This is a genomic window from Saccharopolyspora flava, from assembly GCF_900116135.1.
Taxonomy (GTDB): domain Bacteria; phylum Actinomycetota; class Actinomycetes; order Mycobacteriales; family Pseudonocardiaceae; genus Saccharopolyspora; species Saccharopolyspora flava.
Genome location: NZ_FOZX01000002.1, coordinates 583,191 through 603,317, shown reverse-complemented (window position 1 = coordinate 603,317; position 20,127 = coordinate 583,191). Strand labels below are relative to the sequence as shown.

The 20,127-nt window shown below is 70.0% G+C and carries 16 protein-coding genes; 10 read left to right on the top strand and 6 right to left on the bottom strand.

The annotated features are described in order from the left end of the window. The first annotated feature begins 769 nt into the window (after positions 1–769). Positions 770–1,414 (top strand): LppU/SCO3897 family protein, encoded by a 645-nt coding sequence (locus tag BM424_RS09675; RefSeq protein WP_093415455.1) that lies wholly within the window; start codon positions 770–772, stop codon positions 1,412–1,414. Between the two features lie 61 nt (positions 1,415–1,475). Beyond that, complete coding sequence (gene mdlC, locus BM424_RS09670; RefSeq protein ID WP_093415760.1) at positions 1,476–3,071, top strand: benzoylformate decarboxylase; 1,596 nt, start codon at positions 1,476–1,478, stop codon at positions 3,069–3,071. Between the two features lie 57 nt (positions 3,072–3,128). Here the strand turns inward: mdlC and BM424_RS09665 are convergent, their stop codons facing one another. The 5 genes from BM424_RS09665 to BM424_RS09645 all read right to left on the bottom strand — a co-directional run bounded on the left by BM424_RS09665 (position 3,129) and on the right by BM424_RS09645 (position 8,223). After that, positions 3,129–3,950 (bottom strand): ABC transporter ATP-binding protein, encoded by an 822-nt coding sequence (locus tag BM424_RS09665; RefSeq protein WP_093415454.1) that lies wholly within the window; start codon positions 3,948–3,950, stop codon positions 3,129–3,131. A gap of 3 nt (positions 3,951–3,953) precedes the next feature. Further along, the gene (locus tag BM424_RS09660; RefSeq protein ID WP_093415452.1) at positions 3,954–4,760 is read right to left on the bottom strand and encodes an ABC transporter permease; all 807 of its coding nucleotides are present in this window, start codon (positions 4,758–4,760) and stop codon (positions 3,954–3,956) included. A gap of 88 nt (positions 4,761–4,848) precedes the next feature. Further along, the gene (locus BM424_RS09655; protein WP_093415451.1) at positions 4,849–5,616 is read right to left on the bottom strand and encodes an ABC transporter permease; all 768 of its coding nucleotides are present in this window, start codon (positions 5,614–5,616) and stop codon (positions 4,849–4,851) included. A gap of 7 nt (positions 5,617–5,623) precedes the next feature. Then, positions 5,624–6,637, bottom strand: coding sequence for an ABC transporter substrate-binding protein (locus BM424_RS09650; protein WP_245775729.1), 1,014 nt, complete (start codon positions 6,635–6,637; stop codon positions 5,624–5,626). 572 nt (positions 6,638–7,209) lie between these two features. Next, positions 7,210–8,223, bottom strand: a complete 1,014-nt coding sequence (locus tag BM424_RS09645) for an ABC transporter substrate-binding protein (RefSeq protein ID WP_093415449.1) — start codon at positions 8,221–8,223, stop codon at positions 7,210–7,212. Between the two features lie 569 nt (positions 8,224–8,792). Between BM424_RS09645 and BM424_RS09640 the strand changes: the two genes are divergently transcribed. The 4 genes from BM424_RS09640 to BM424_RS09625 are packed head-to-tail and all read left to right on the top strand — an operon-like array spanning position 8,793 to position 14,007. After that, positions 8,793–12,152, top strand: a complete 3,360-nt coding sequence (locus BM424_RS09640; RefSeq protein WP_245775728.1) for a sensor histidine kinase — start codon at positions 8,793–8,795, stop codon at positions 12,150–12,152. 20 nt (positions 12,153–12,172) lie between these two features. Further along, complete coding sequence (locus BM424_RS09635; RefSeq protein WP_175548002.1) at positions 12,173–12,580, top strand: roadblock/LC7 domain-containing protein; 408 nt, start codon at positions 12,173–12,175, stop codon at positions 12,578–12,580. A gap of 31 nt (positions 12,581–12,611) precedes the next feature. Continuing rightward, positions 12,612–13,427 (top strand): DUF742 domain-containing protein, encoded by an 816-nt coding sequence (locus BM424_RS09630; protein ID WP_093415446.1) that lies wholly within the window; start codon positions 12,612–12,614, stop codon positions 13,425–13,427. Beyond that, positions 13,408–14,007, top strand: coding sequence for a GTP-binding protein (locus BM424_RS09625; RefSeq protein WP_093415445.1), 600 nt, complete (start codon positions 13,408–13,410; stop codon positions 14,005–14,007). The genes BM424_RS09630 and BM424_RS09625 overlap by 20 nt, the downstream gene beginning before the upstream one ends. A 10-nt stretch (positions 14,008–14,017) precedes the next feature. On the opposite strand, the gene BM424_RS09620 is transcribed toward BM424_RS09625, so the two are convergent. Further along, positions 14,018–16,270 (bottom strand): helicase-associated domain-containing protein, encoded by a 2,253-nt coding sequence (locus tag BM424_RS09620; RefSeq protein ID WP_093415443.1) that lies wholly within the window; start codon positions 16,268–16,270, stop codon positions 14,018–14,020. A gap of 257 nt (positions 16,271–16,527) precedes the next feature. Between BM424_RS09620 and BM424_RS28780 the strand changes: the two genes are divergently transcribed. The 4 genes from BM424_RS28780 (at position 16,528) to BM424_RS09605 (ending at position 20,045) form a co-directional block, all read left to right on the top strand. Next, positions 16,528–16,704, top strand: a complete 177-nt coding sequence (locus BM424_RS28780) for a hypothetical protein (RefSeq protein ID WP_175548001.1) — start codon at positions 16,528–16,530, stop codon at positions 16,702–16,704. 256 nt (positions 16,705–16,960) lie between these two features. Next, positions 16,961–18,415, top strand: coding sequence for an NAD-dependent malic enzyme (locus BM424_RS09615; RefSeq protein WP_093415442.1), 1,455 nt, complete (start codon positions 16,961–16,963; stop codon positions 18,413–18,415). 149 nt (positions 18,416–18,564) lie between these two features. Continuing rightward, positions 18,565–19,047 (top strand): cyclic pyranopterin monophosphate synthase MoaC, encoded by a 483-nt coding sequence (gene moaC, locus BM424_RS09610; RefSeq protein WP_093415440.1) that lies wholly within the window; start codon positions 18,565–18,567, stop codon positions 19,045–19,047. Between the two features lie 71 nt (positions 19,048–19,118). Then, positions 19,119–20,045, top strand: coding sequence for a molybdenum cofactor biosynthesis protein MoaE (locus BM424_RS09605; RefSeq protein WP_093415439.1), 927 nt, complete (start codon positions 19,119–19,121; stop codon positions 20,043–20,045). Positions 20,046–20,127 lie beyond the last annotated feature (82 nt).

Here is a 20,127-nt window from a genome sequence, read left to right as displayed (position 1 = left end):
ACGCGACCAAGGCGACCCATGCTTCAGTAAACGCGACCCACTACGGGTACGTTTCGCAAGGAACGCGACCAAGACGACCCAAGCTTTGGTAAACGCGACCCACTACGGATACGTTTCGATAGGCAGTGGAAATTTCTTCTGAAATTGGCAGACCGCACAACGCGAGAAAACCCCAAGACGAAGCCAATTTCTGGAGAAATTGCCACTCCGCACGCAAGCAGCTCGACCCCGCGAAGCGCTCCCGAAGAACCCCGTGGGGGTGGTGACAGTTTTCATGAAAACTTCCCGACCCCACGGGGTCTCTCTGTGGAGGGGACTCCAGGGTCTCGAGGTGGTTGAGCTGGTGTTTTGGGGTCCCGTCGTGTAGGTGGAGTGACAGTTTTCATGAAAACTGTCCCGACCCCCTCGGGGTCGTCTTGGGAGCGCTCCGCGGGGTACTTTGAGTGCGCGCGGAGGGGCAATTTCGTCCGAAATTGGCTTCGTCTCGGGGGTTCCTCGCGTTGTGCGGTCCGCCAATTTCAAACGAAATTTCCCCTGCCTTTCGAAACGTACCCGTAGTGGGTCGCGTTTACCAAAGCTTGGGTCGCCTCGGTCGCGTCCGTTTCGAAACGTACCCGTAGTGGGTCGCCTCTACCAAAGCTTGGGTCGTCTTGGTCGCGTTCGTTTCGAAACGTGCCGTTCCTGTTCGTGCTTCGTCGTGATGCCGCGTAACCAGGTGTTTTCCCTGGCCGGGTAGGTTGCTCGTGGCGAACTCGACCACGGAGGACCAGTGACCTACCCACCGCAACCGGACCCCTACGGCGCGCAGTCCGGCCCGTACCCGGGTGGCTGGCAGCAGGGTCAGCACCCGCAGGGCGGCTACCAGCAGGGGTCGGACGCGTTCTGGCGGCAGGTCGCCGGCAGCCAGCAGCAGCCGCCGCCACCGCCGAAGAAGAACCGGACCGGCCTGATCATCGGTCTCGCGATCGGCGCCGTGGTGCTGCTGCTGGGCAGCGCCGTCGCGATCGTCCTCGCGGTGTCGGCGAGCAACCGGATCGAGGCGGGCGACTGCATGGCGCTGGCCGACGAGCGCGGCGGCAGCATGGATGTGGCCGAGTGCGGTTCCCCGGAGTCCGACTACGAGGTCGTCGACGTCCGCGAGGGCCGCAACCTGGCGGGCTGCGGCGACGACTACGTCAACTTCGCCGACGGCAACACCTACTGCATCGTCCTCGACGTCCGGGCCGGCGACTGCCTGACGCCGTTCCAGCAGGACGAGTCGGTCCTGCCGTTGAAGCTGGAGTGCTCGAAGGCCGAGGATCAGGTCACCCGGGTCACCGGCGGCCAGGACCCGGAAGCGGCCTGCGAGGACAACGAGGGCTACTACGTCTTCAGCCGGAAAACCGTCTGCTTCGGCGACGTCCAGGGCGTTTAGAGTTGAGCACCGCTAACGATTCGGGTCTGCCGCGATCGGGCGCGGCGAGGAGGGGATGGACATGGGTAGCGAGGATCGCACGGTCCGCGACATCACTCGGGGGTTGATGCGCGAGCTCGGGCTGACCACGGTGTTCGGCAACCCGGGAACGACCGAGGTCCCCTTCCTGACCGGCTGGCCGGACGACTTCCACTACGTGCTCGGGCTCCAGGAGTCCGCGGTGGTCGCCATGGCCGACGGCTACGCCCAGTCCCGCCGCGAGCCGGTGCTGGTCAACCTGCACTCGGCCGGGGGCGTCGGGCACGCGCTGGGCGCGGTGTTCACCGCCTACCGCAACCGCACGCCGATGGTCATCACCGCAGGTCAGCAGACTCGCAGCCTGCTGTTCGACGAGCCGTTCCTGGGCGCCACCGAGGCCCCGAACTTCCCGAAGCCGTACGTGAAGTGGAGCTACGAGCCCGCGCGCGCCGCGGACGTCCCGGCCGCGCTGGTGCGCGCCTACCAGATGGCCACCACCCCGCCCTTCGGCCCGGTGTTCCTGTCCATCCCGGCCGACGACTGGGACGAGCCGGGCGTGGAGGTCGCCGCCCGCCCGCGCACCCCCGGGTTCGCGCCGGACCCGGCCGCGATCACCGAGCTCGCCGAGGCGCTGCGCCGCTGCGAGCGGCCCGCGTTCGTGACCGGTCCCGCGGTCGACGCCGACGGCGTGGTGGACGAGATGGTGCGGCTGGCGGAGAAGACCAAGGCCTCCGTGTTCGCGCCGCCGATGTCGCCGCGCTGCTCCTTCCCGGAGGACCACCCGTGCTTCGCCGGGTTCCTGCAGCCCGAGCAGCGGCTGCTCAGCCAGGAGCTCCAGGACTACGACCTGGTCGTGGTGTGGGGCGCGCCCGCGTTCACCTACCACGTCTACCGGGGCGAGGCGGAGGTCGCGCTGCCGGAGCTGTTCCTGGTCCACGACGACGCCGACGTGCTGGCGCGGGCCCGCTCCGGGCGCGGCGTGATGGGCACGATGGCGCACGCGGTCCCGCAGGTCAACGCGCAGCTGGAGGACCTGGAGCGGCAGGCGCCGAAGACGATGCCGCGGCCGGAGAAGCCCGCCGCGAGCACGCCGATGACCGCCTCCTACGTCTTCGACACCCTCGTCGAGCAGCTGCCCGCCGACGCGGCGGTGGTGGAGGAGACCCCGAGCCACCGCAACGACCTGCACGAGTACTTCCCGGTGCGCTCCACCGACGGCGGGTTCTTCACCGGCTTCTCGGGCGCCCTGGGCTACGGCGTGGGCGCGGCGGTCGGTGTCGGCATGGCGAACCCGGCCCGGCGCACGGTCGCGCTGCTGGGCGACGGCTCCAGCATGTACGGCATCCAGTCGCTGTGGACGGCGGTGCGCGAGCAGGCCCCGGTCACCTTCGTGATCATGGACAACTCGCGCTACGCGGCGGTGGCGGTGCTGGGCGAGGCCGCCGGCGGCAGCAAGCTGCCGGGCGTGGACCTCGGCGGCATCGACTTCGTCGGCCTGGCCACCAGCCTCGGCTGCCCGGCCAAGCTCATCCAGACCCCGGAGGAGCTGGCCCAGGCGCTGCCGGAGGAGTTCTCCGGCAAGCAGGGCCCGAGCCTGCTGCACATCAAGGTCGACCCCGGCCAGCGCTTCCTGTACTGAGGCGACGAAAAAGGGCGGTCCCGGAGCAACCGGGACCGCCCTTCTCTCGTCGTGGCGTCACATGATCTGGGTGGTCTCCGCGGCCGAGGCCGGGGCCGGACCCGCGCTCTTGACGTCGAGGAGGCGGGCCACCTCGCTGCGCAGGTGCACGAAGGTCTCCGACTCTCGCGTGGTGATCTGGTCGCGCTCGCGGCCGAGCGGGATCTCCAGGTCCTTGACGATCGTCGCCGGGGACTTCGACAGCACGAACACCCGGTCGGCGAGGTAGATGCTCTCGTCGATGTCGTGGGTGACCAGCAGGACCGTGCTGTCGAACTGCTTGCGGACCCGCAGCAGCAGGTCCTCCAGCTCGAAGCGGGTCTGCGCGTCGACCGACGCGAACGGCTCGTCCATCAGCAGCAGCGCCGGCCGGCAGGCCAGGGCGCGGGCGATGGACACCCGCTGCTGCATGCCGCCGGAGAGCTGCCACGGGTACTTCTTCGCCGCACCCGACAGGCCGACCCACTCCAGCACCTCGTCGGCGCGCTCGCGCCGCTCGGCCCGGCCGACCCCGCGGGACTGCAGCGGGAACTCGACGTTGGCGCGCACCGACTTCCACGGGAACAGCGAGCGGCTGTAGTCCTGGAAGACCACGGCCAGGTCGCTGGGCACGCCGTCGACCGGCTCGCCGTGCAGGGTCACGTCGCCGCTGGTCGGCTTGATCAGGCCGGAGATGCCCCGCAGCATCGTCGACTTGCCGCAGCCGGACGGGCCGACGATGCACGCCAGCTCACCGGTGCGGACCTCGAAGGTGAGGTCGGCGATGGCCTGGTGCCCGTTCGCCCCGCCGTAGCGGTGACCGAGTCCGGAGACTTCCAGCATCGTGTTCGTTCGGGTCATTGGTCAGCCTCCGACAACTTGGTCCGCCGACGCCTGCGAGGGTTGCCAGCTCAGCGCACGGCGTTCCACCACGAGCAGCAGGGTGTTCAAAACGTATCCGAGGACGCCCAGCAGGACGATCCCCGCCCACATCGCGGGGAAGTCGAACTGCCGCTGGTCGAACATCAGCCGGTAGCCGATGCCGTTGGTGGAGCCGACCAGCTCCGAGACGACCATCAGCACCAGCGACAGCGACAGGCTCACCCGCAGGCCGGCGAAGATCTTGGGCGTGGCGGCGGGCAGCACCACGCCGGTGATCCACTGCGCGCGCGGGATCCGGAAGGACCGCGCGGTGTCGACCTTGACCTGGTCGACCGAGCGGACGCCGTCGACGGTGTTGAGCAGGATCGGCCACACGACGCTGAACACGATCACGGTGATCTGCATCGACGACCCGATGCCCAGCAGCACGATGAACACCGGCACCAGCACGGGGGACGGGATGGCGCGCATGAACGCCATCAGCGGCCCGACGTAGTCCAGCAGCGTCCGGGACCGGCCCAGCAGCGTGCCCAGGGCGATGCCGATGGCCGCGGCCAGCACCCAGCCCAGCGCGACCCGCCCGAGGCTGGCCAGCAGGTCACCGGTGGCCTCGCCGGTCAGGAACAGCGACTGCGGCGGACCGGAGAACCACTTCTGCCCGGCGGTGGCGAGGATCTTGCTCGGCGCCGGGAAGAACGGGTGCTGCGCGAGTTGGGTGACCAATTCCCACAGCAGCACGGCGATGATGAACACGATCCACTGGCGGAGAAATCCGCGCGTCCTCTTCATTGCGCACCCCGCAACGCGATGTTGCTTTCCGGTGAATTCGTGATCGCCATTCCCGGAGAATGGTGAAAGGCGGGAAAATGGTGGCCCGTCACACTGCCTCCCGATCGACCGCGCTCCACGCCAGGCCGCGCTTGTGCACCGTTTCCAGCGCCTCGTTGATGAGGTAGCCGACGATGCCCGCCACGATCGTCCCGGCCAGCACCAGGTCCATCCGGCCCGCGCCGGTGGAGGCGTCCAGCACGAAGCTGCCCAGGCCGGAACCGCCGCCGGCCAGGAACTCCGTGCTGACCACCAGGATCAGCGCGACCGAGGCCGACATCCGGATGCCGGTGAGCACGAACGGCGCCGCGTTGGGCAGCAGCACGGTGAACATGGTGCGCGCCCGCCCGAACCCGAAGGACCGCGCGGTGTCCACCATGACCGGGTCGACCTCGTCCAACGCGTAGATCGTGTTGAACAGGATCGGCCACACCGCCGCGTACACCGCGAGCGCGATCTTGGTCTCCGGGCCGGAGCCCACCAGCACGATGGCCAGCGGGATCAGCGCCACCGACGGGATCGGCCGGAGGAACTCGATGATCGCCCGGGTGGCCACCCGGATGCCGCGGACGCTGCCCAGCAGCAGGCCCGCGGGCACCGCGATGGCGATCGAGATCCCCAGCGCGATGGCCCAGGCCAGCACGCTCGCGATCAGGTCGAGCAGGAAGGACGGGTCGCCGAGCAGCTCGACGAACCTGGTCAGCACCACCGAGGGCGGTGGGAAGTACTGCGGGTCGACGAGCCCGGATCTGCTGAAGGCCTCCCACAACAGCAGGAAGCCCAGCAGTCCGAGCAGACCCCGGATTGTTCTGGTCATGTCCCGATCAGCTCTGCGGCGGCTGGACGATCATGCTCGCCACGTCGACGTCCTTATTGATGTAACCGAATTCCAGCATCAATCGGGGAACGCGCTGCAAGCGGGTGGCATCTGCGCGCGCGTTCAATTTCAGCAATGTGATGATGGACGCAGTTTCCTTGTCGATCTTGGCAAACTTCGGCAGCAGCGGCTCGATCTTCGAGCGGTCCTGCGCCTCGGCCACCGACGCGGTCATCGCGCGCTGGAACGCCGCGACGGTCTTCGGGTTCTGCTCGGCGAACTGGGAGTTGGACACGTAGCCGCCCAGCGGCAGGTCCTCCAGCGGGCCGGAGGTGGTGTCGAGCACCGGGACGGCGTCGGCGTCGCGGGCGGCCAGCGTAAGGAAGGGCTCGACGACCATCGCGGCGTCGACCTGGCCGGTCTTGAGCGCGTTGGGCATGTTCATGAAGCCCAGCGGCACCATCTGCACCTTGTCGAAGGGCACGTTGTTGGCCTTCATCGAGGCCTTGACCAGCAGTTCCGAGATGGTGCCCGCGCCGGAGATGGCGATCCGCTTGCCCGCCAGGTCCTGCGGGGTGCGCACGCCGGAGTTCGGCGTGGACATGATCAGGCAGCTGTTGGGCACCGCCGACATGCAGTCGGAGACGATCTTGAGGTTGGCGACGCCCTTGGCCTGCGCGGCGAAGATCGGCACGTAGCTGGAGAAGGTGATGTCCAGGTCGCCGCCGATGGCGCTGTTGAGCGCGGCGCCGCCGTCGGGGGCGGAGACGATCTCGACCTCCAGGCCCTCGCGCTGGAAGTGACCGGCCTCCACGGCCAGGTACAGCGGGGCGAGCTCGGCGGTGGGCAGCGCGCCGACGCGCAGGCGCGCCTTCTCGACCTGCCCGTTGCCGGAGGACTGCTGCTCCGAGCCGCCGAGCAGTCCGCAGCCGCTGGATCCCATCAGCGCTCCCGCAGTGGCCACGCCACCGGCGATCTTCAACAGGTCTCGGCGCGCGAGCGGGCGGTGAGTGGGACGCATCGTGTTCCTCCTGGCAAGGCGGGGTGTGGCCCGGTGGGGCCTGTCGGATGGAGCGACTTGCGTGGACCGAGGCCTGCCGAGCTGGGAGGCGGGAGGTGCGGGCGCTGCGGGTGGCGGCGCTGGCGGGGCCGGCGGACGTCCGCCGGGCGTGCACGTCCCGCGGTCCCCAGGTCACCGGCTGCATCGGTGCGTGCAGAACTCTAGATACCTGACCAGGGGCGAACAACAAGACGTAATTGCCTCGTTGTGACGAGTAGCCGAAGGTGTGGCTCTTATCACTCATTCGCGAGAGCAAAGAACACGAAGCGTGTCTTCCACATCGCGACCGGGTGAGTCTACGGGGAAAACGGGAAATACACGGATGGCGCAACACGAAAGCCGCAGACGTCGCGAATCGGACGCGACGTCTGCGGCTCGGCGGGAACTCCTGGCGAGTTCCGGACAACTTCAGAACCTCGAATTCCGGTCTGGACCAGAATTTCGGCGGAGAAGCAGGAGCGCCGGGCTCATCCCTGGGGAGGCCCGGCGCTCAGTCCTGCGGCTGAGCTCGGCGCTCAGCCCTGCGGTGCGGATCAGGCCTGCGGCGGCGGCACGATCATCTGGGCGACGTCGATGTCCTTGTCCAGGAACCCGAAGTCCTTCATCAGGCGCGGGACCCGCTGCAGGCGGGTGGCGTCGGCCCGCGAGTTGAACTTCAGCAGCGAGATGATCGCGGCCGTGTCCTTGTCGATCTTGGCGAACTCCGGCAGCAGCGGCTCGATCTTCGAGCGGTCCTGCGACTCGGCCACGGCGCGGTCCATCGCGCGCTGGAAGGCGGCCACCGTCTTGGGGTTGTCCTGCACGAACTTCGCCGTCGCGCCGTAGCCGGTCAGCGGCAGGTCCTCCAGCGGGCCGGTGTTGGTGTCGGCCACCGGGACGGCTCCGCTGCTGCGCGCGGCCTGGGTCAGGAACGGCTCGGTCAGGATCGCCGCGTCCACCCGGCCCTGCTGCAGCGCGGCCGGCATGTTGATGAACGGGATCGCGGTGAACTCGGACTTGGAGAAGTCCACGCCGTAGGCCCGCATGGTGGCCTTGACCAGCAGTTCCGAGATGGTGCGCGGGCCGGAGATGGCGATGGTCTTGCCCGCCAGGTCCTGCGGCGTGCGCACCTTGGAGTTCGGCGAGGTCATGATCGTGGTGGTGTTCGGCGCGCCGGCACCGCAGTCGGCCACGATCTTGAGGTCCGCCACGCCGCGCGCCTGAGCGGCGAAGAAGGGCACGTAGCTGGCGTAGGTGATGTCGTAGTCGCCGCCGATGGTGCTGGTCAGAGCCGCGCTGCCGTCCGAGGTCGTGACGATCTCGACGTTGAGGCCCTCCTCCTTGAAAATGCCGTTGCGCACGGCGAGGTGCAGCGGGGCGAGGTCGGTGACCGGCATGGCTCCGACCTTGATGTTCGGCTTCTCGACCTGGCCGTCGCCGCCACCCGCCGATTGCGAGCCGCCCAGCAGGCCGCAGCCGCTGGCGCCCATGAGAACGCCCGCGGTGGCGGTGCCGCCGGCGAGCTTGAGCAGACCTCTCCGCGACATAGCGCGACTGGCCAGGGTCATCGAGTCCTCCTTGCGAAACGCACGACATGGCGCGCCGCCGGCGGAACTCCCCGCCGTGGGGCGCGGACAACCCCGGTCAGGGTCCCGCAGGTGCGTCTGTGCACTGTGGACGTGGCCACGACTTTCGACTGAGCGCGCCGGTGCGGTCCGGGCTCGAACTCCGACAGCCGTGACGGGTGGGGCGCAAAAAGGACTGTAAAGGTTTGAACTATCGGGTTACAACCAGGCGTAACTAACTATGGGTCACACGTTCGGCCCAGCTGTTATCCACGGCACTCTTAAGAGTGACGGACACCCGTATTGGGGGCCTGACTTGTGACGCCGGGTTAAGTATAGTCTCGCCCGTCGAGGTGGCTGGCCTCTGCTTCGGGGGAATGCACGTTGTGACCAGGGAGTGTGATGGCAAGCCCGGCTGACAGAGTCGGGGTCTGCGGAAGCTCGATCGCCGAGACGACGTGGACCCGCTCGTGGGTAGACGACGCGGCAGCGTCGGTTCGCGGGCACATTCCCAGCACGATGATCTCCACTGTCACGGCCAGGAAGGGCAGCTAGCCGTGGCGGTTCCGCACATGTCCGCCGCAGCGCAGGAAACAGGGATGCTCAACAACGACCCCGCGACCGCAGCCGGTGCAGCCGATCCGGCTGCCGCCCGGACCAAGAAGTGGTGGCTGCGCAACTGGCGCCTCCGGTACAAGATGGCCGCCGTTCTGCTCGTGCCGACCCTGGCCGCGCTCGGCGTCGGTGGCGTGCGCATCTACGACGGCCTCAACACCCAGTCGCAGATGCAGACCATCGTCGACCAGGTGGAACTGGCGCAGCGGACCTCGAACCTCACCCACGAGCTGCAGCGCGAGCGGGACTTCGCGATCGTGCTCACCACCGCCAACGGCGGCAGCGCGGGCACCGACTACGCCAACCAGGCCGGCCGGGTCGACTCCGCCGCCCAGCAGGTGCTGGCCTTCGACTCCCAGGTCGGGAACTTCACCCCCGAGGTCCGGTTCGCCTTCCAGAGCGCCGAGCACCGGCTCGGCAGCCTCGGTGCGCTGCGCGGCACCGTCAACAGCGGCTTCACCAGCCCGCAGACGATGATCGCCTACAACTCGGTGATCGACACCCTGCTGGCCATCAACAACCAGGTCGCCAACTCCGCGGCCAACACCGACACCGCGCAGACCGCGCGCGCCGCCGATTCCCTCGGCCAGGCCAAGGAGCAGCTCGCCCGGCAGCGCTCCATCCTGCTCAGCGCCGCGCTGCGCGATGAGTTCCTGACCGGCCAGACCGACGAGATGCGCGCCGCCAACGCCCGCTACGAGGCCGCCTACAGCGAGTTCCAGGCCTCGGCCACCCAGGAGCAGCGGGCGCTGTTCGCCGAGCGGGTCGCCGGTGCGGCGATCGACCGCACCGAGCAGATGGAGCAGAGCGCGCTGATCGCCTACGACAACGATCAGCAGGACCAGAACCTCGGCGTCTCCCCGGCCGACTGGGGGCAGCAGTCCGGCGAGCGCACCGACCTCGTCCGCGAGGTCGAGTCCGACGTCCTCGACGACCTGCACTCCGACGCCGCCGCGCTGGCCGACTCGGCCACCTGGACGCTGGTCCGCGACTCCGCGCTGGTGGCGCTGCTGCTGATCATCGCGTTCGGCGTCGCGACCTTCATCGCCCGCTCGATGCTGCGGCCGCTGCGCACGCTGCGCTACAACGCGCTGGAGATCGCGCAGAAGAGCCTGCCGGAGGCGATCAACCGGGTCACCGAGAACCCGGGCGCCTCGCACCAGACCACGGTCCCGACCGTGCCCGTCTACACCGACGAGGAGATCGGGCAGGTCGCCCGTACCTTCGACGCGGTGCACCAGCAGGCGCTGCGCCTGGCCGTCGAGCAGGCCATGCTGCGCAACAACGTCAACGACCTGTTCGTCAACCTCGCCCGCCGGTCGCAGACCCTGGTGCAGCGGCAGCTGGCGCTCATCGACCGCCTGGAGCAGGACGAGCAGGACCCGGACCAGCTGTCCAGCCTCTTCGAGCTGGACCACCTCGCCACCCGCATGCGGCGGAACAACGAGAACCTGCTGATCCTCGGCGGCACCGACCTCACCCGGCGCACCATGCGCCCGGTCCCGCTCACCGAGGTCCTCGGCGCCGCCGTCTCCGAGGTCGAGCAGTACGCGCGGGTCGCCGTGGTCGACGCCCCCGAGCTGGCCCTGCAGGGCCGCGTGGTCAACGACTTCGTGCACCTGGTCGCCGAGCTGCTGGAGAACGCCACGGTGTTCTCCAACCCCGACACCGAGGTCACCGTCCGCACCGCCTACCGCCGCCAGCAGCTGGTCATCGAGATCCGCGACCGCGGCGTGGGCATCGACGCGGCCGAGATCGACGAGATCAACGAGCGGCTCGTGCGGCCGCCGGAGATCGACGTCGCGGTCTCCCGCCGGATGGGTCTGTTCGTGGTCGGCCAGCTGGCCCGCAGGCACAACATCGAGGTCGAGCTCGGCAACAACGACGGCCTGGAAGGCGGCGTCACCGCGACCGTGCGCCTGTCCGGAGACCTCGTCGTCCAGCTCACCCCGGACGGCCCGGTGCCGATGCCCGACATGCCGCGCACCCCGCAGCCGGAGGAGCGCGGCGAGGCCGGCGGCCAGCTGGGCCTGGCCGCGGCCTTCGGCGGTCGCTCGGCCACCAACGGTCAGCAGCCGAGCCTGGACGCGCCGACCTCCCGCGCCGAGCTGCCCAGCCTGAGCGGTTCCGAGCCGCCGACCGCGTTCACCTCGATGAACCAGGCGGCCCGCGACTCCGAGATCTCGATGCCGGGCATCGCGTCCTTCAACGGCCAGGGCTTCGACGGCCAGGGCTTCGACGGGAGCGACCAGCCCGACGACTTCGGCGCGGAGCCGCCGCAGTACTCCATCACGACGACATCCGGCGATTCGTTCGGTGCAACGAGCGTCCCCCGATGGGAGGATGACGATCGGGCGCCCCACGACGACGGTGTCGGGGCGGAAGCCTGGCCGGACATCGACCCCGGCTTCGACGGGCAATGCGGTGCACCGTCGGAGACCTCGTCGACCGACCTGTTCCACAGCCCGTTCGAGGCGGAGAAGACCAAGAACTTCGCCCCGTCCCGGCCGTTCGGCTCGGACGAGGACCGCAACGGTTTCGGCGGCGGCCTGAACGGGAGCGAGCACGACAGCGGCTCCCTCAACGGCGGCTCGCTGAACGGGAGCGGCCTGAACGGCAGTGGAATCGGCGCGGCCTTCGGCGGCGGCCCCGAGGGCGCCCCGGGAAACGGAAGCCGGCCCGAGCCGGCGTCGGAGTCCCGGGAGTCCGAGAACGCATCCCCGCGAGGCACTTCCGGTCCGGGCACCCCGGGCTTCGACGGCGGGTCGGCGGCTCATGCCGACGACGAGCCGAGGGAGTCCTGGGACATGGACGATGCGCCCACGCAGCGCCTGCCGATCTACGAAGCCGTGCTCTCGCAGTGGTTCCGCGAGTCCGATGTGGAGGACTCGTCCGCCGCTGCCGACCCCAAGCCCGCCGATCCGGCAGCCGCCGCGCCCTCGACCTCGTCGAGCGCCGCGTCGGAGCCGGTGGTCGATGAAGTTCCGCGCACCACCACGCCCGACCCGGGCTGGGGGCAAGCGGATGTCGGTTGGAAAGCCGCCGAGGCGCTCCTGCAGACCCCCGAGGTCCAGGAGACGACCGCGGCCGGACTTCCCAAGCGGGTGCCCAAGACCAACCTCGTGCCCGGCTCGGCAGCGCCTCGCACCCCGCAGACCCCTCGCCGCAAGCCCGCCGCCCCGCGTTCGGCTGACGCCGTCCGCGGACGCATGGCGAACTTCCAGCAGGGCGTCCACAAGGGCAGGCACGCCAAGGCCGAACCGGTTTCCACCGAACTTCCCCGCTCGAATCCGAGCCGTCCCGAGGAGCAGGAGTGAACGGGTCCGTGCAGCAACCGATGAGCAGCAACAGCTTCAGTTGGCTGATCACCGACTTCGTGCGCCGGGTGCCCGGCGTCGCGCACTCGGTGGTCGTGTCCGCGGATGGTCTGCTGCTGGCCGGTTCCCAGGGCTTGCCCCGTGATCGCGCCGAGCAGCTTTCCGCCGTCGCGTCCGGTCTGGTCAGCCTCACCCAAGGCGCCGCGCGCTGCTTCGAAGCAGGCGAGGTGACCCAGACCGTCGTCGAGATGGAGCAGGGCTACCTGTTCCTGATGTCGATCAGCGACGGGTCGTGCCTGGCCGTGCTGGCAGCGCCGAACGCCGACATCGGCCTGGTCGCCTACGAGATGACCCTGCTCGTGGAGCGGGTCGGACGTCAGCTCACGCCTGAACTGCGCGCGCAGCTGCAGGGCATGGGCCGCCGGTGATTCCGGCTGGGAGAGCTGAGGGGAGCTGACCATGAACGCCGGTTCCGAGCCCAGCTGGGACGGTGACCTGTTCCGCCTCTACAACAAGCGGCTGAGCGCGGAGTCCTGGCAGGACGACTTCGTCGACGACGCCCCGTCCGGGCAGGGGAGTGACGCCATGGGCGGGTACGACCGCGCGCTGTTCGGGGGACCGGGTGCCGACCTGTTCGGGTCGGGCGGCTACGGCGACTCCTCGGGCGGGAACACCCCGTCCCAGCCCCAGGCTCAGTCCCAGGACCCGCGCGGCCCCCAGGACAACTGGGCGCCGCAGGACAACTGGGGATCGCAGGACGGATGGGGTTCCCAGGGCGGGACCCCGGCGCCGCGTCCGCGTCCGGACAGCGGTCCGCCGTCGGTGTCGATGCCGTCCATCTCGCAGCCGATGTCACCGATTTCCCAGTCCATGCCGTCGATTTCCGGCTCGATGCCGGCGATCCCGGCGATGGACGACATGGAAGCCGAGGACAGCGGCGGTTCACTCGTTCGGCCGTACGCCCGTACCCGAGGGCGTACCCGCACCGATTATGATCTTGCTATCGAGACGTTGGTAAGCACCAGCGAACGAGGTCGCAACCAGGCGACCCAATCCCGGCCCGAGCACCGCTCGATCTCCGAGCTGTGCCTGGAGGCCCGTTCGGTCGCCGAGGTCGCCGCGCACATGCGGCTGCCGCTCGGCGTGGTGCGGGTGCTGATCGGCGACATGGCCGACACCGGGCTGGTTCTGATTCATGACAGTGGCATGGTCGTCGGTGATCGGCCGTCCATGGAGTTCTTGGAGAGGGTGCTCAGTGGGCTTCGCAGGCTCTGATCCCCGGTCGCAGCAACCGAGCAACCAGAAGACCTCGACGAAGATCGTGGTCGCCGGTGGTTTCGGTGTCGGGAAGACGACGTTCGTCGGTTCGGTCTCCGAGATCGTGCCGCTGACCACCGAAGCGGTCATGACCGAGGCCAGCGTCGGCGTCGACGACCTCACCGCCACGCCGGGCAAGGTCACCACGACCGTCGCGATGGACTTCGGCCGCGTCTCGCTCGACCAGGACCTGATCCTCTACCTGTTCGGCACGCCCGGCCAGCACCGGTTCTGGTTCATGTGGGACGACCTGGTGCGCGGCGCGATCGGCGCCGTCGTGCTGGTCGACACCCGGCGGCTGGCGGACGCGTTCGCCTCGATCGACTTCTTCGACGACCGGGGACTGCCCTACATCGTCGCGGTCAACACCTTCGACGGCGTCACGCACCACCGCATGGAGGACGTCCGCGAGGCCCTGACCATCGCGGAGACCGTCCCGATGATCACGGTCGACGCCCGGGACCGGGAATCGACCAAGAAGGCCCTGATCACGCTGGTCGAGCACGCGATGCGCCAGCGCCTGGCGACCCAGGCCTGACCCTCGCGCGTCACTCCTCGACGAGGGCGACCGAGGTGATGCGGTGCAGCGGGAAGCTGCCCAGCTCGTCGTTCGCCGCGTCGACGCCCTGCAGGATGCCGCCGCCGACGCTGACCGGGCGCACCACGTGCTGGCTGCGCATCCCGTGGGTGTCCACGAACCCCAGCCACACGCTGCGCTTCTCGGCCGCGGCGTCGCGCAGCAGCGCCAGCGTCGCCTCCGCACTCGGCCGTCCCCGCTCCGGGATCACGGCCCTGCCCAGGCGGGCCGACCCGGCGATGTCGTTGGCGCGCAGCTGCGTGACCATCGCCCCCAGCTGCTCGGCACCGGGCACCGGCGGCCCGTAGGAGGGGCGCTGCCGGGTCTTGCCGCGGGTGCGGCGACCGCTCGCCCGCAGGTCCAGCACGCTGCCGTCGGGTCCCTCCGCGACCGGCGCGAACCCGGCCGCGCGCAACCCGTCCACCAGGTCCGCCAGCGGCAGCGGGCTGATCAGCACGGTCGGCGCGATCCGCCGCAGCTCCAGCTCCTCGGCCGCCGGGGTCGCCAGCACCTCGGCCAGCACCACCGGATCGTCGCAGCGCAGGAAGGCCGACGCGGTCCCGGCGCGGAGCTTGCCGTGGCGGCGGGCCACGTCGTCGATCAGGTACGTCAGGCCCTGCGGGATCGGCGTCTTGGACCGGTTCCGGAACAGGGCGTGCAGGTCGTCGGCGGTGTACCCGGCGTCCAGCGCCCGCCGCACGCTGGCCTCGCCCACCCGGTAGACCGTGGCACCGCCCGCCGACTCCACGTCGGCGACCAGCTTCATCTCGGCCGCCAGGTCCGGCTCCAGCCGGCCCGGGGCGACGATCGTCAGGTCCGCCTGCACCAGCACGTGGTCCAGCGGCTCCGGCAGCACCTCGCCGAGCCGGTGCGCGGCCTCGGACGGGCCGTCGAACAGCAGCGCGCGACCGGCCGTGGTCATCGCGTCCAGCGCCACGATCCCCAGAGCGGTCGCCTCCGACAGCGTCCAGCGCACCAGGTCGTCGCGCAGCCGGCCCGCGTGCCGGGGCGCGCGCCAGGCCAGCACGGTGGCCACGTCGTCCGGCCGGGCACCGCAGCCGCCGGGCAGCTCGTCGAGGTAGTCGAGGATGCGGCGCCGGTCCTTCGGCGCCAGCGGGCGGCTGAGCTCGTCCGACAGCGGCCCGATCAACCGGTCCTTCTCGTCGCGGGCCCCGGTCAGCCCCGGCAGCCGGGGCAGGTCCAGCCACGCGGCGGCCAGCGCCGCCCAGCGCTGCTCGACCGGTGAGGCCAGCCAGGTGTCGGAGGAGATCGTCGGCAGCCAGCGCGGCTCGGCGTCCTCGGTGCGGTCCAGCAGCCCGGCCGCCACCGCCACCTCGACCAGCAGCGCCATGTGCTGCTCCTCGACCTCCACGGCCTTGGCGGTCCGGCGCAGGTCGCGGATGCCGACGCCGCCCGAGCGCAGCACGTCCGGCGGATCGGCCTCCCACGCGTGCAGCAGCTCCTCGACGTGCCGCAGCAGTTCCAGCGCCGCGCCGCCCGCCGTCGAGTCCACCCGCTCGCGGTCGGTCTGCACCAGCTCGGGGGCGGGTTCCTCCGGCTCGACCCGGCCCATCGGGTGGTCGCCGCGCACCGCCAGGGCCAGCTGGCGGGGCAGTTCCACGGTCTCGGTGTCGCGGCGCAGCAGCAGGCCCTTGGCCAGCAGGCGCTGGATCGGGTTGGTCGCCCGCTCCAGCGGCACGTGCGCGGAGGCGTCCTTGGTGCGGCCGATGGGGGAGCCGTCGGCGAGCGCGCCGACCAGCCGCCGCTCCTCCTCGTCCAGGTCGGCCAGCGCGGCCTTCGCCGTCACCTCGGTCAGGTCGTCGGCCGGTCGGCCCAGGCCGCCCGGGAACGTCGGCAGCACCTCGCGCGCCGTGCCCGCGATCTGCAGCGCCTCGTCGTCGCCCCACACCAGGGCCAGGTCGCGCAGCGCGGTCACCGTCCGCCGGGCCCGCTGCACGGTGACGTCGGCGCCCAGCAGCTGCGCCACCGCGTCGAGCGAGGCGGGCTGCTGATCGGCGTCGAGCAGGACCAGCGCCTCCATCACGCTCAGCGCGAAGGAATCCAGCTCCTCGCACGCGCGCGCCACCGAGGACCGCTGCGCGACCCGGGAGCCCAGCACCGACAGGTCCGCGGGCGGCGGCGTCGCGAGATCCGGGCGAGCGCGCAGCAACGCCACGAGCTGCTCATCGCTGCGATCGCGAAGCCAAGTTCCGACAGGAGGCATCACGCCCACGATACCCAGGACCCGCCCCCGGCTCCCCGCGCTCACCCCACCCGCCACCGGCGGTTTCCCGATTTCCACGGAAATCGGGCCCCTGACTTCCGTGGAAATCGGGTCACCCCGGGTCCTGAGGTGACCTGTTCCCGCGCGAGCTGGGACACCCTTGGGTGAGTTCGATCGCTCGGATCCGGCAAACTGGCAGTACCCGTAGCCGGGGCCCGTGAGCAGGGACCCGCAGCTGGAACGCACAGGAGGACGACGTGGCCGGCAAGACGAAGAAGGACCGCATCGACCCGAACTGGCCGCAGGACGACCACGCGGTCAGCGAGCTGGTGGCCGACAAGCAGGGCGCGCTGTCGCCGTTCGGGGACACCACGTTCCCGCTCAACGAGGACGTCGTCCCGTACGAGCACCCGGTCACCGTCATCAACAAGTGACCTCCGCGGCCGAACCGGCATCCCGCCGGTTCGGCTGTTTCGTCTCCCCGCCGAACGGGACCTGTCAAGGCCGACCGGCCAGTAGCGGACCGGATCTAGCTCACAGTCGGGAAAGTTTTAGGCTTTTTCGTGCTGGGTGAAGTTCCGGCCGCTTAGCGGGATCGAGGGGCTTGCGCCTCGTGCGGTTGATCTGCAACGGGCGCCGCTGGAGAACGCCACCCACGTCCATAGCCGTTCGCTCGACAGGGGTGTGCCAATGCCGGTTCCAGGTCCTGGGTACTCGATCACCGTTCGCGTCGAGGCACCGCCGTCGACGACCGCCGCCGGCGACCTGACCAGCGCGATCGGTCGCGCGGGCGGGGTCATCACCGCGTTCGACGTCGTCGAGTCGCACGCCGACCGCATCGTCGTCGACATCACCTGCAACGCGCTGTCGGCCGACCACGCCGGCGAGGTCACCGAGGTCCTCGAGGCGCTGCCCGGCGTGCGCGTCCGCAAGGTCTCCGACCGGACCTTCCTGGTCCACCTCGGCGGCAAGATCGAGGTCAACTCCCGCGTCGCGCTCGCCAACCGCGACGACCTCTCCCGCGCCTACACGCCCGGCGTCGCCCGCGTGTGCACCGCGATCGCCGAGAACCCCGACGACGCCCGCCGCCTGACCGTCAAGCGCAACGCGGTCGCCGTGGTCACCGACGGCTCGGCCGTGCTCGGCCTGGGCAACATCGGCCCGGAGGCCTCGATGCCGGTCATGGAGGGCAAGGCGGCGCTGTTCAAGAAGTTCGCCGGCGTCAACGCCTGGCCGGTGTGCCTGGACACCCAGGACACCGAGGAGATCATCCGCGCCGTCGAGCTCATCGCCCCCGTCTACGGCGGCATCAACCTGGAGGACATCGCCGCGCCGCGCTGCTTCGAGATCGAGGCCCGGCTGCGCGAGAAGCTCAACATCCCGGTCTTCCACGACGACCAGCACGGCACCGCCATCGTCGTGCTCGGCGCGCTGCGCAACGCGCTGCGCGTGGTGGAGAAGGACATCACCGACTGCCGCGTCGTGGTCTGCGGCGTCGGAGCCGCGGGCTCGGCGATCATCCGGCTGCTGCAGAACAAGAAGCCCGCCGACATCATCGCCGTCGACATCAACGGCATCGTGCACACCGGCCGCGGCGACACCGACGAGAACCTGCAGAACATCGCCGCCACCACCAACGCCGAGGGCCGCACCGGCACGCTGTCCGACGCGGTCCGCGACGCGGACGTGTTCATCGGCGTCTCGGCGCCGAACCTGCTCTCCGCCGACGACGTGGCCTCGATGAACTCCGACGCGATCGTGTTCGCGCTGGCCAACCCGGACCCGGAGATCGACCCGCTGGAGGCCCAGCAGCACGCCAGCATCGTGGCCACCGGGCGCAGCGACTACCCGAACCAGATCAACAACGTGCTGGCCTTCCCCGGCGTCTTCCGGGGTCTGCTCGACGCGCACGCGCACGAGATCACCGACGACATGATGCTCGCGGCCTCCAACGCCATCGCCGACGTCGTCGACCCGGAACGCCTCAACGCCTCCTTCATCGTCCCCAGCGTCTTCGACAACGCGGTAGCCCCCGCAGTCGCGGACGCGGTCAAGAAGGCGGCCCTGGCCACCAAACCGGCCGAACCCACCTCCCGAGGCGGCTCCTCCCTCCCCTGGAGCATGGCCGAAGACCTCGACTTCTAACCCCCGCAGGTCAAATACCGCAGGATTCGACCGGTCAAAACCTGCGGTATTCGTCGGGTCAAAAACCGCAGGATTCGTCCGGTCGAATCCTGCGGTTTTTGACGTTGCCTGCACTCGGTCGGGGGACGGGGGTCCTCTAGGCTCGGGGTATGGCGCAGGAGGAGCTCACGCACGTGGACGCGGCCGGGGCCGCGCGGATGGTCGACGTGTCCGAGAAGGACAGCACCGCTCGCAGGGCCGTGGCCAGCGGGGTGGTGCGCACGACCGCCGAGGTGATCGCGCTGCTGCGCCGCGACGGCCTGCCCAAGGGCGACGCCCTCGCCACCGCGCGGCTCGCCGGGATCATGGGCGCCAAGCGCACCCCCGACCTCATCCCGCTGTGCCACCCCATCGCGATCTCCGGCGCCAAGGTCGAGTTCGAACTCGGCGACACCGACGTCCGGATCACCGCCGCGGTCAAGACCACCGACCGCACCGGCGTCGAGATGGAGGCGCTGACCGCGGTCGCCGTCGCCGGGCTCGCGCTGCACGACATGATCAAGGCCGTCGACCCGGGCGCCGTCCTCGACCAGGTCCAGGTCGAGCGCAAGGAAGGCGGCAAGACCGGTCTCTGGGAACGCGACGCGGACTAATCCGCCGCGCAGCGCCGTTGCACCAGGGCAGCGGGGTCGCACCAGCACCGGGAACACCACGGGAGGTCACCATGACGAGGACCGCGCGAGTCGTCGCCGCGTCCAACCGCGCCGCAGCCGGCGTCTACGAGGACCGCACCGGTCCCGTGATCGTCAAGTGGCTGCGCGACCGGGGCTACGACACCCCCGACCCATTCGTGGTGCCCGACGGCGATCCGGTCGGCGACCAGCTGCGCACCGCCGTCAACGGCGGCGTCGACGTCGTCATCACCACCGGCGGCACCGGCATCAACCCCACCGACCGCACCCCCGAGGTCACCGCGGACGTCCTCGACCACCAGATCCCGGGCCTCGCCGACGCCATCCGCGACGCCGGGCTGCCCAAGGTCCCCACGGCGGTCCTCTCCCGCGGCCTCGCGGGCGTCGCCGGCCGCACGCTGATCGTGAACCTCCCGGGCTCCAGCGGTGGCGTCAAGGACGGCCTCGGCGTGCTCGACGGGGTCCTCGACCACGCCGTCGACCAGCTCCACGGCGGCGACCACCCCGGCTCCGGCACGGCTCCCGCGCACCCGGTGGCCGACGTGCTCCGCGCCGACGTGGTCGACGAGGCCATCGACGTCGAAGCGCTCGCGCGGCTCGTCGAGCACAACGCCGCCGGCGCCGTGGTGACCTTCAACGGCGTCGTCCGCGACCACGACGGCGGACGCGGCGTCCTGGAGCTCGAGTACACCGGGCACCCCATCGCACAGGACGTCATCCAGGAGGTCGCCGCCGACATCGCCGGGCGCTTCGAGGGCGTCCGGGCGATCGCCACCTCGCACCGGATCGGGATGTTGAAGATCGGGGACGTGGCGCTCGGCTGTGCCGTCGCCGCTGAGCATCGGAAGCAGGCCTTCAACGCGTGCTCCGAGCTGGTCGATGAGGTCAAGCGGAGGTTGCCGATCTGGAAGCGGCAGGTCTTCGACGACAACTCTGAGGAATGGGTTAACTGTCCTTGAGGGTTTCCTCTTGCCGTTTTCCTGTGTCGTTGCAGGTAGTTCTGGCTTTCGTTTACTGAAACTGCTCTGTGGTCTTGTTGCT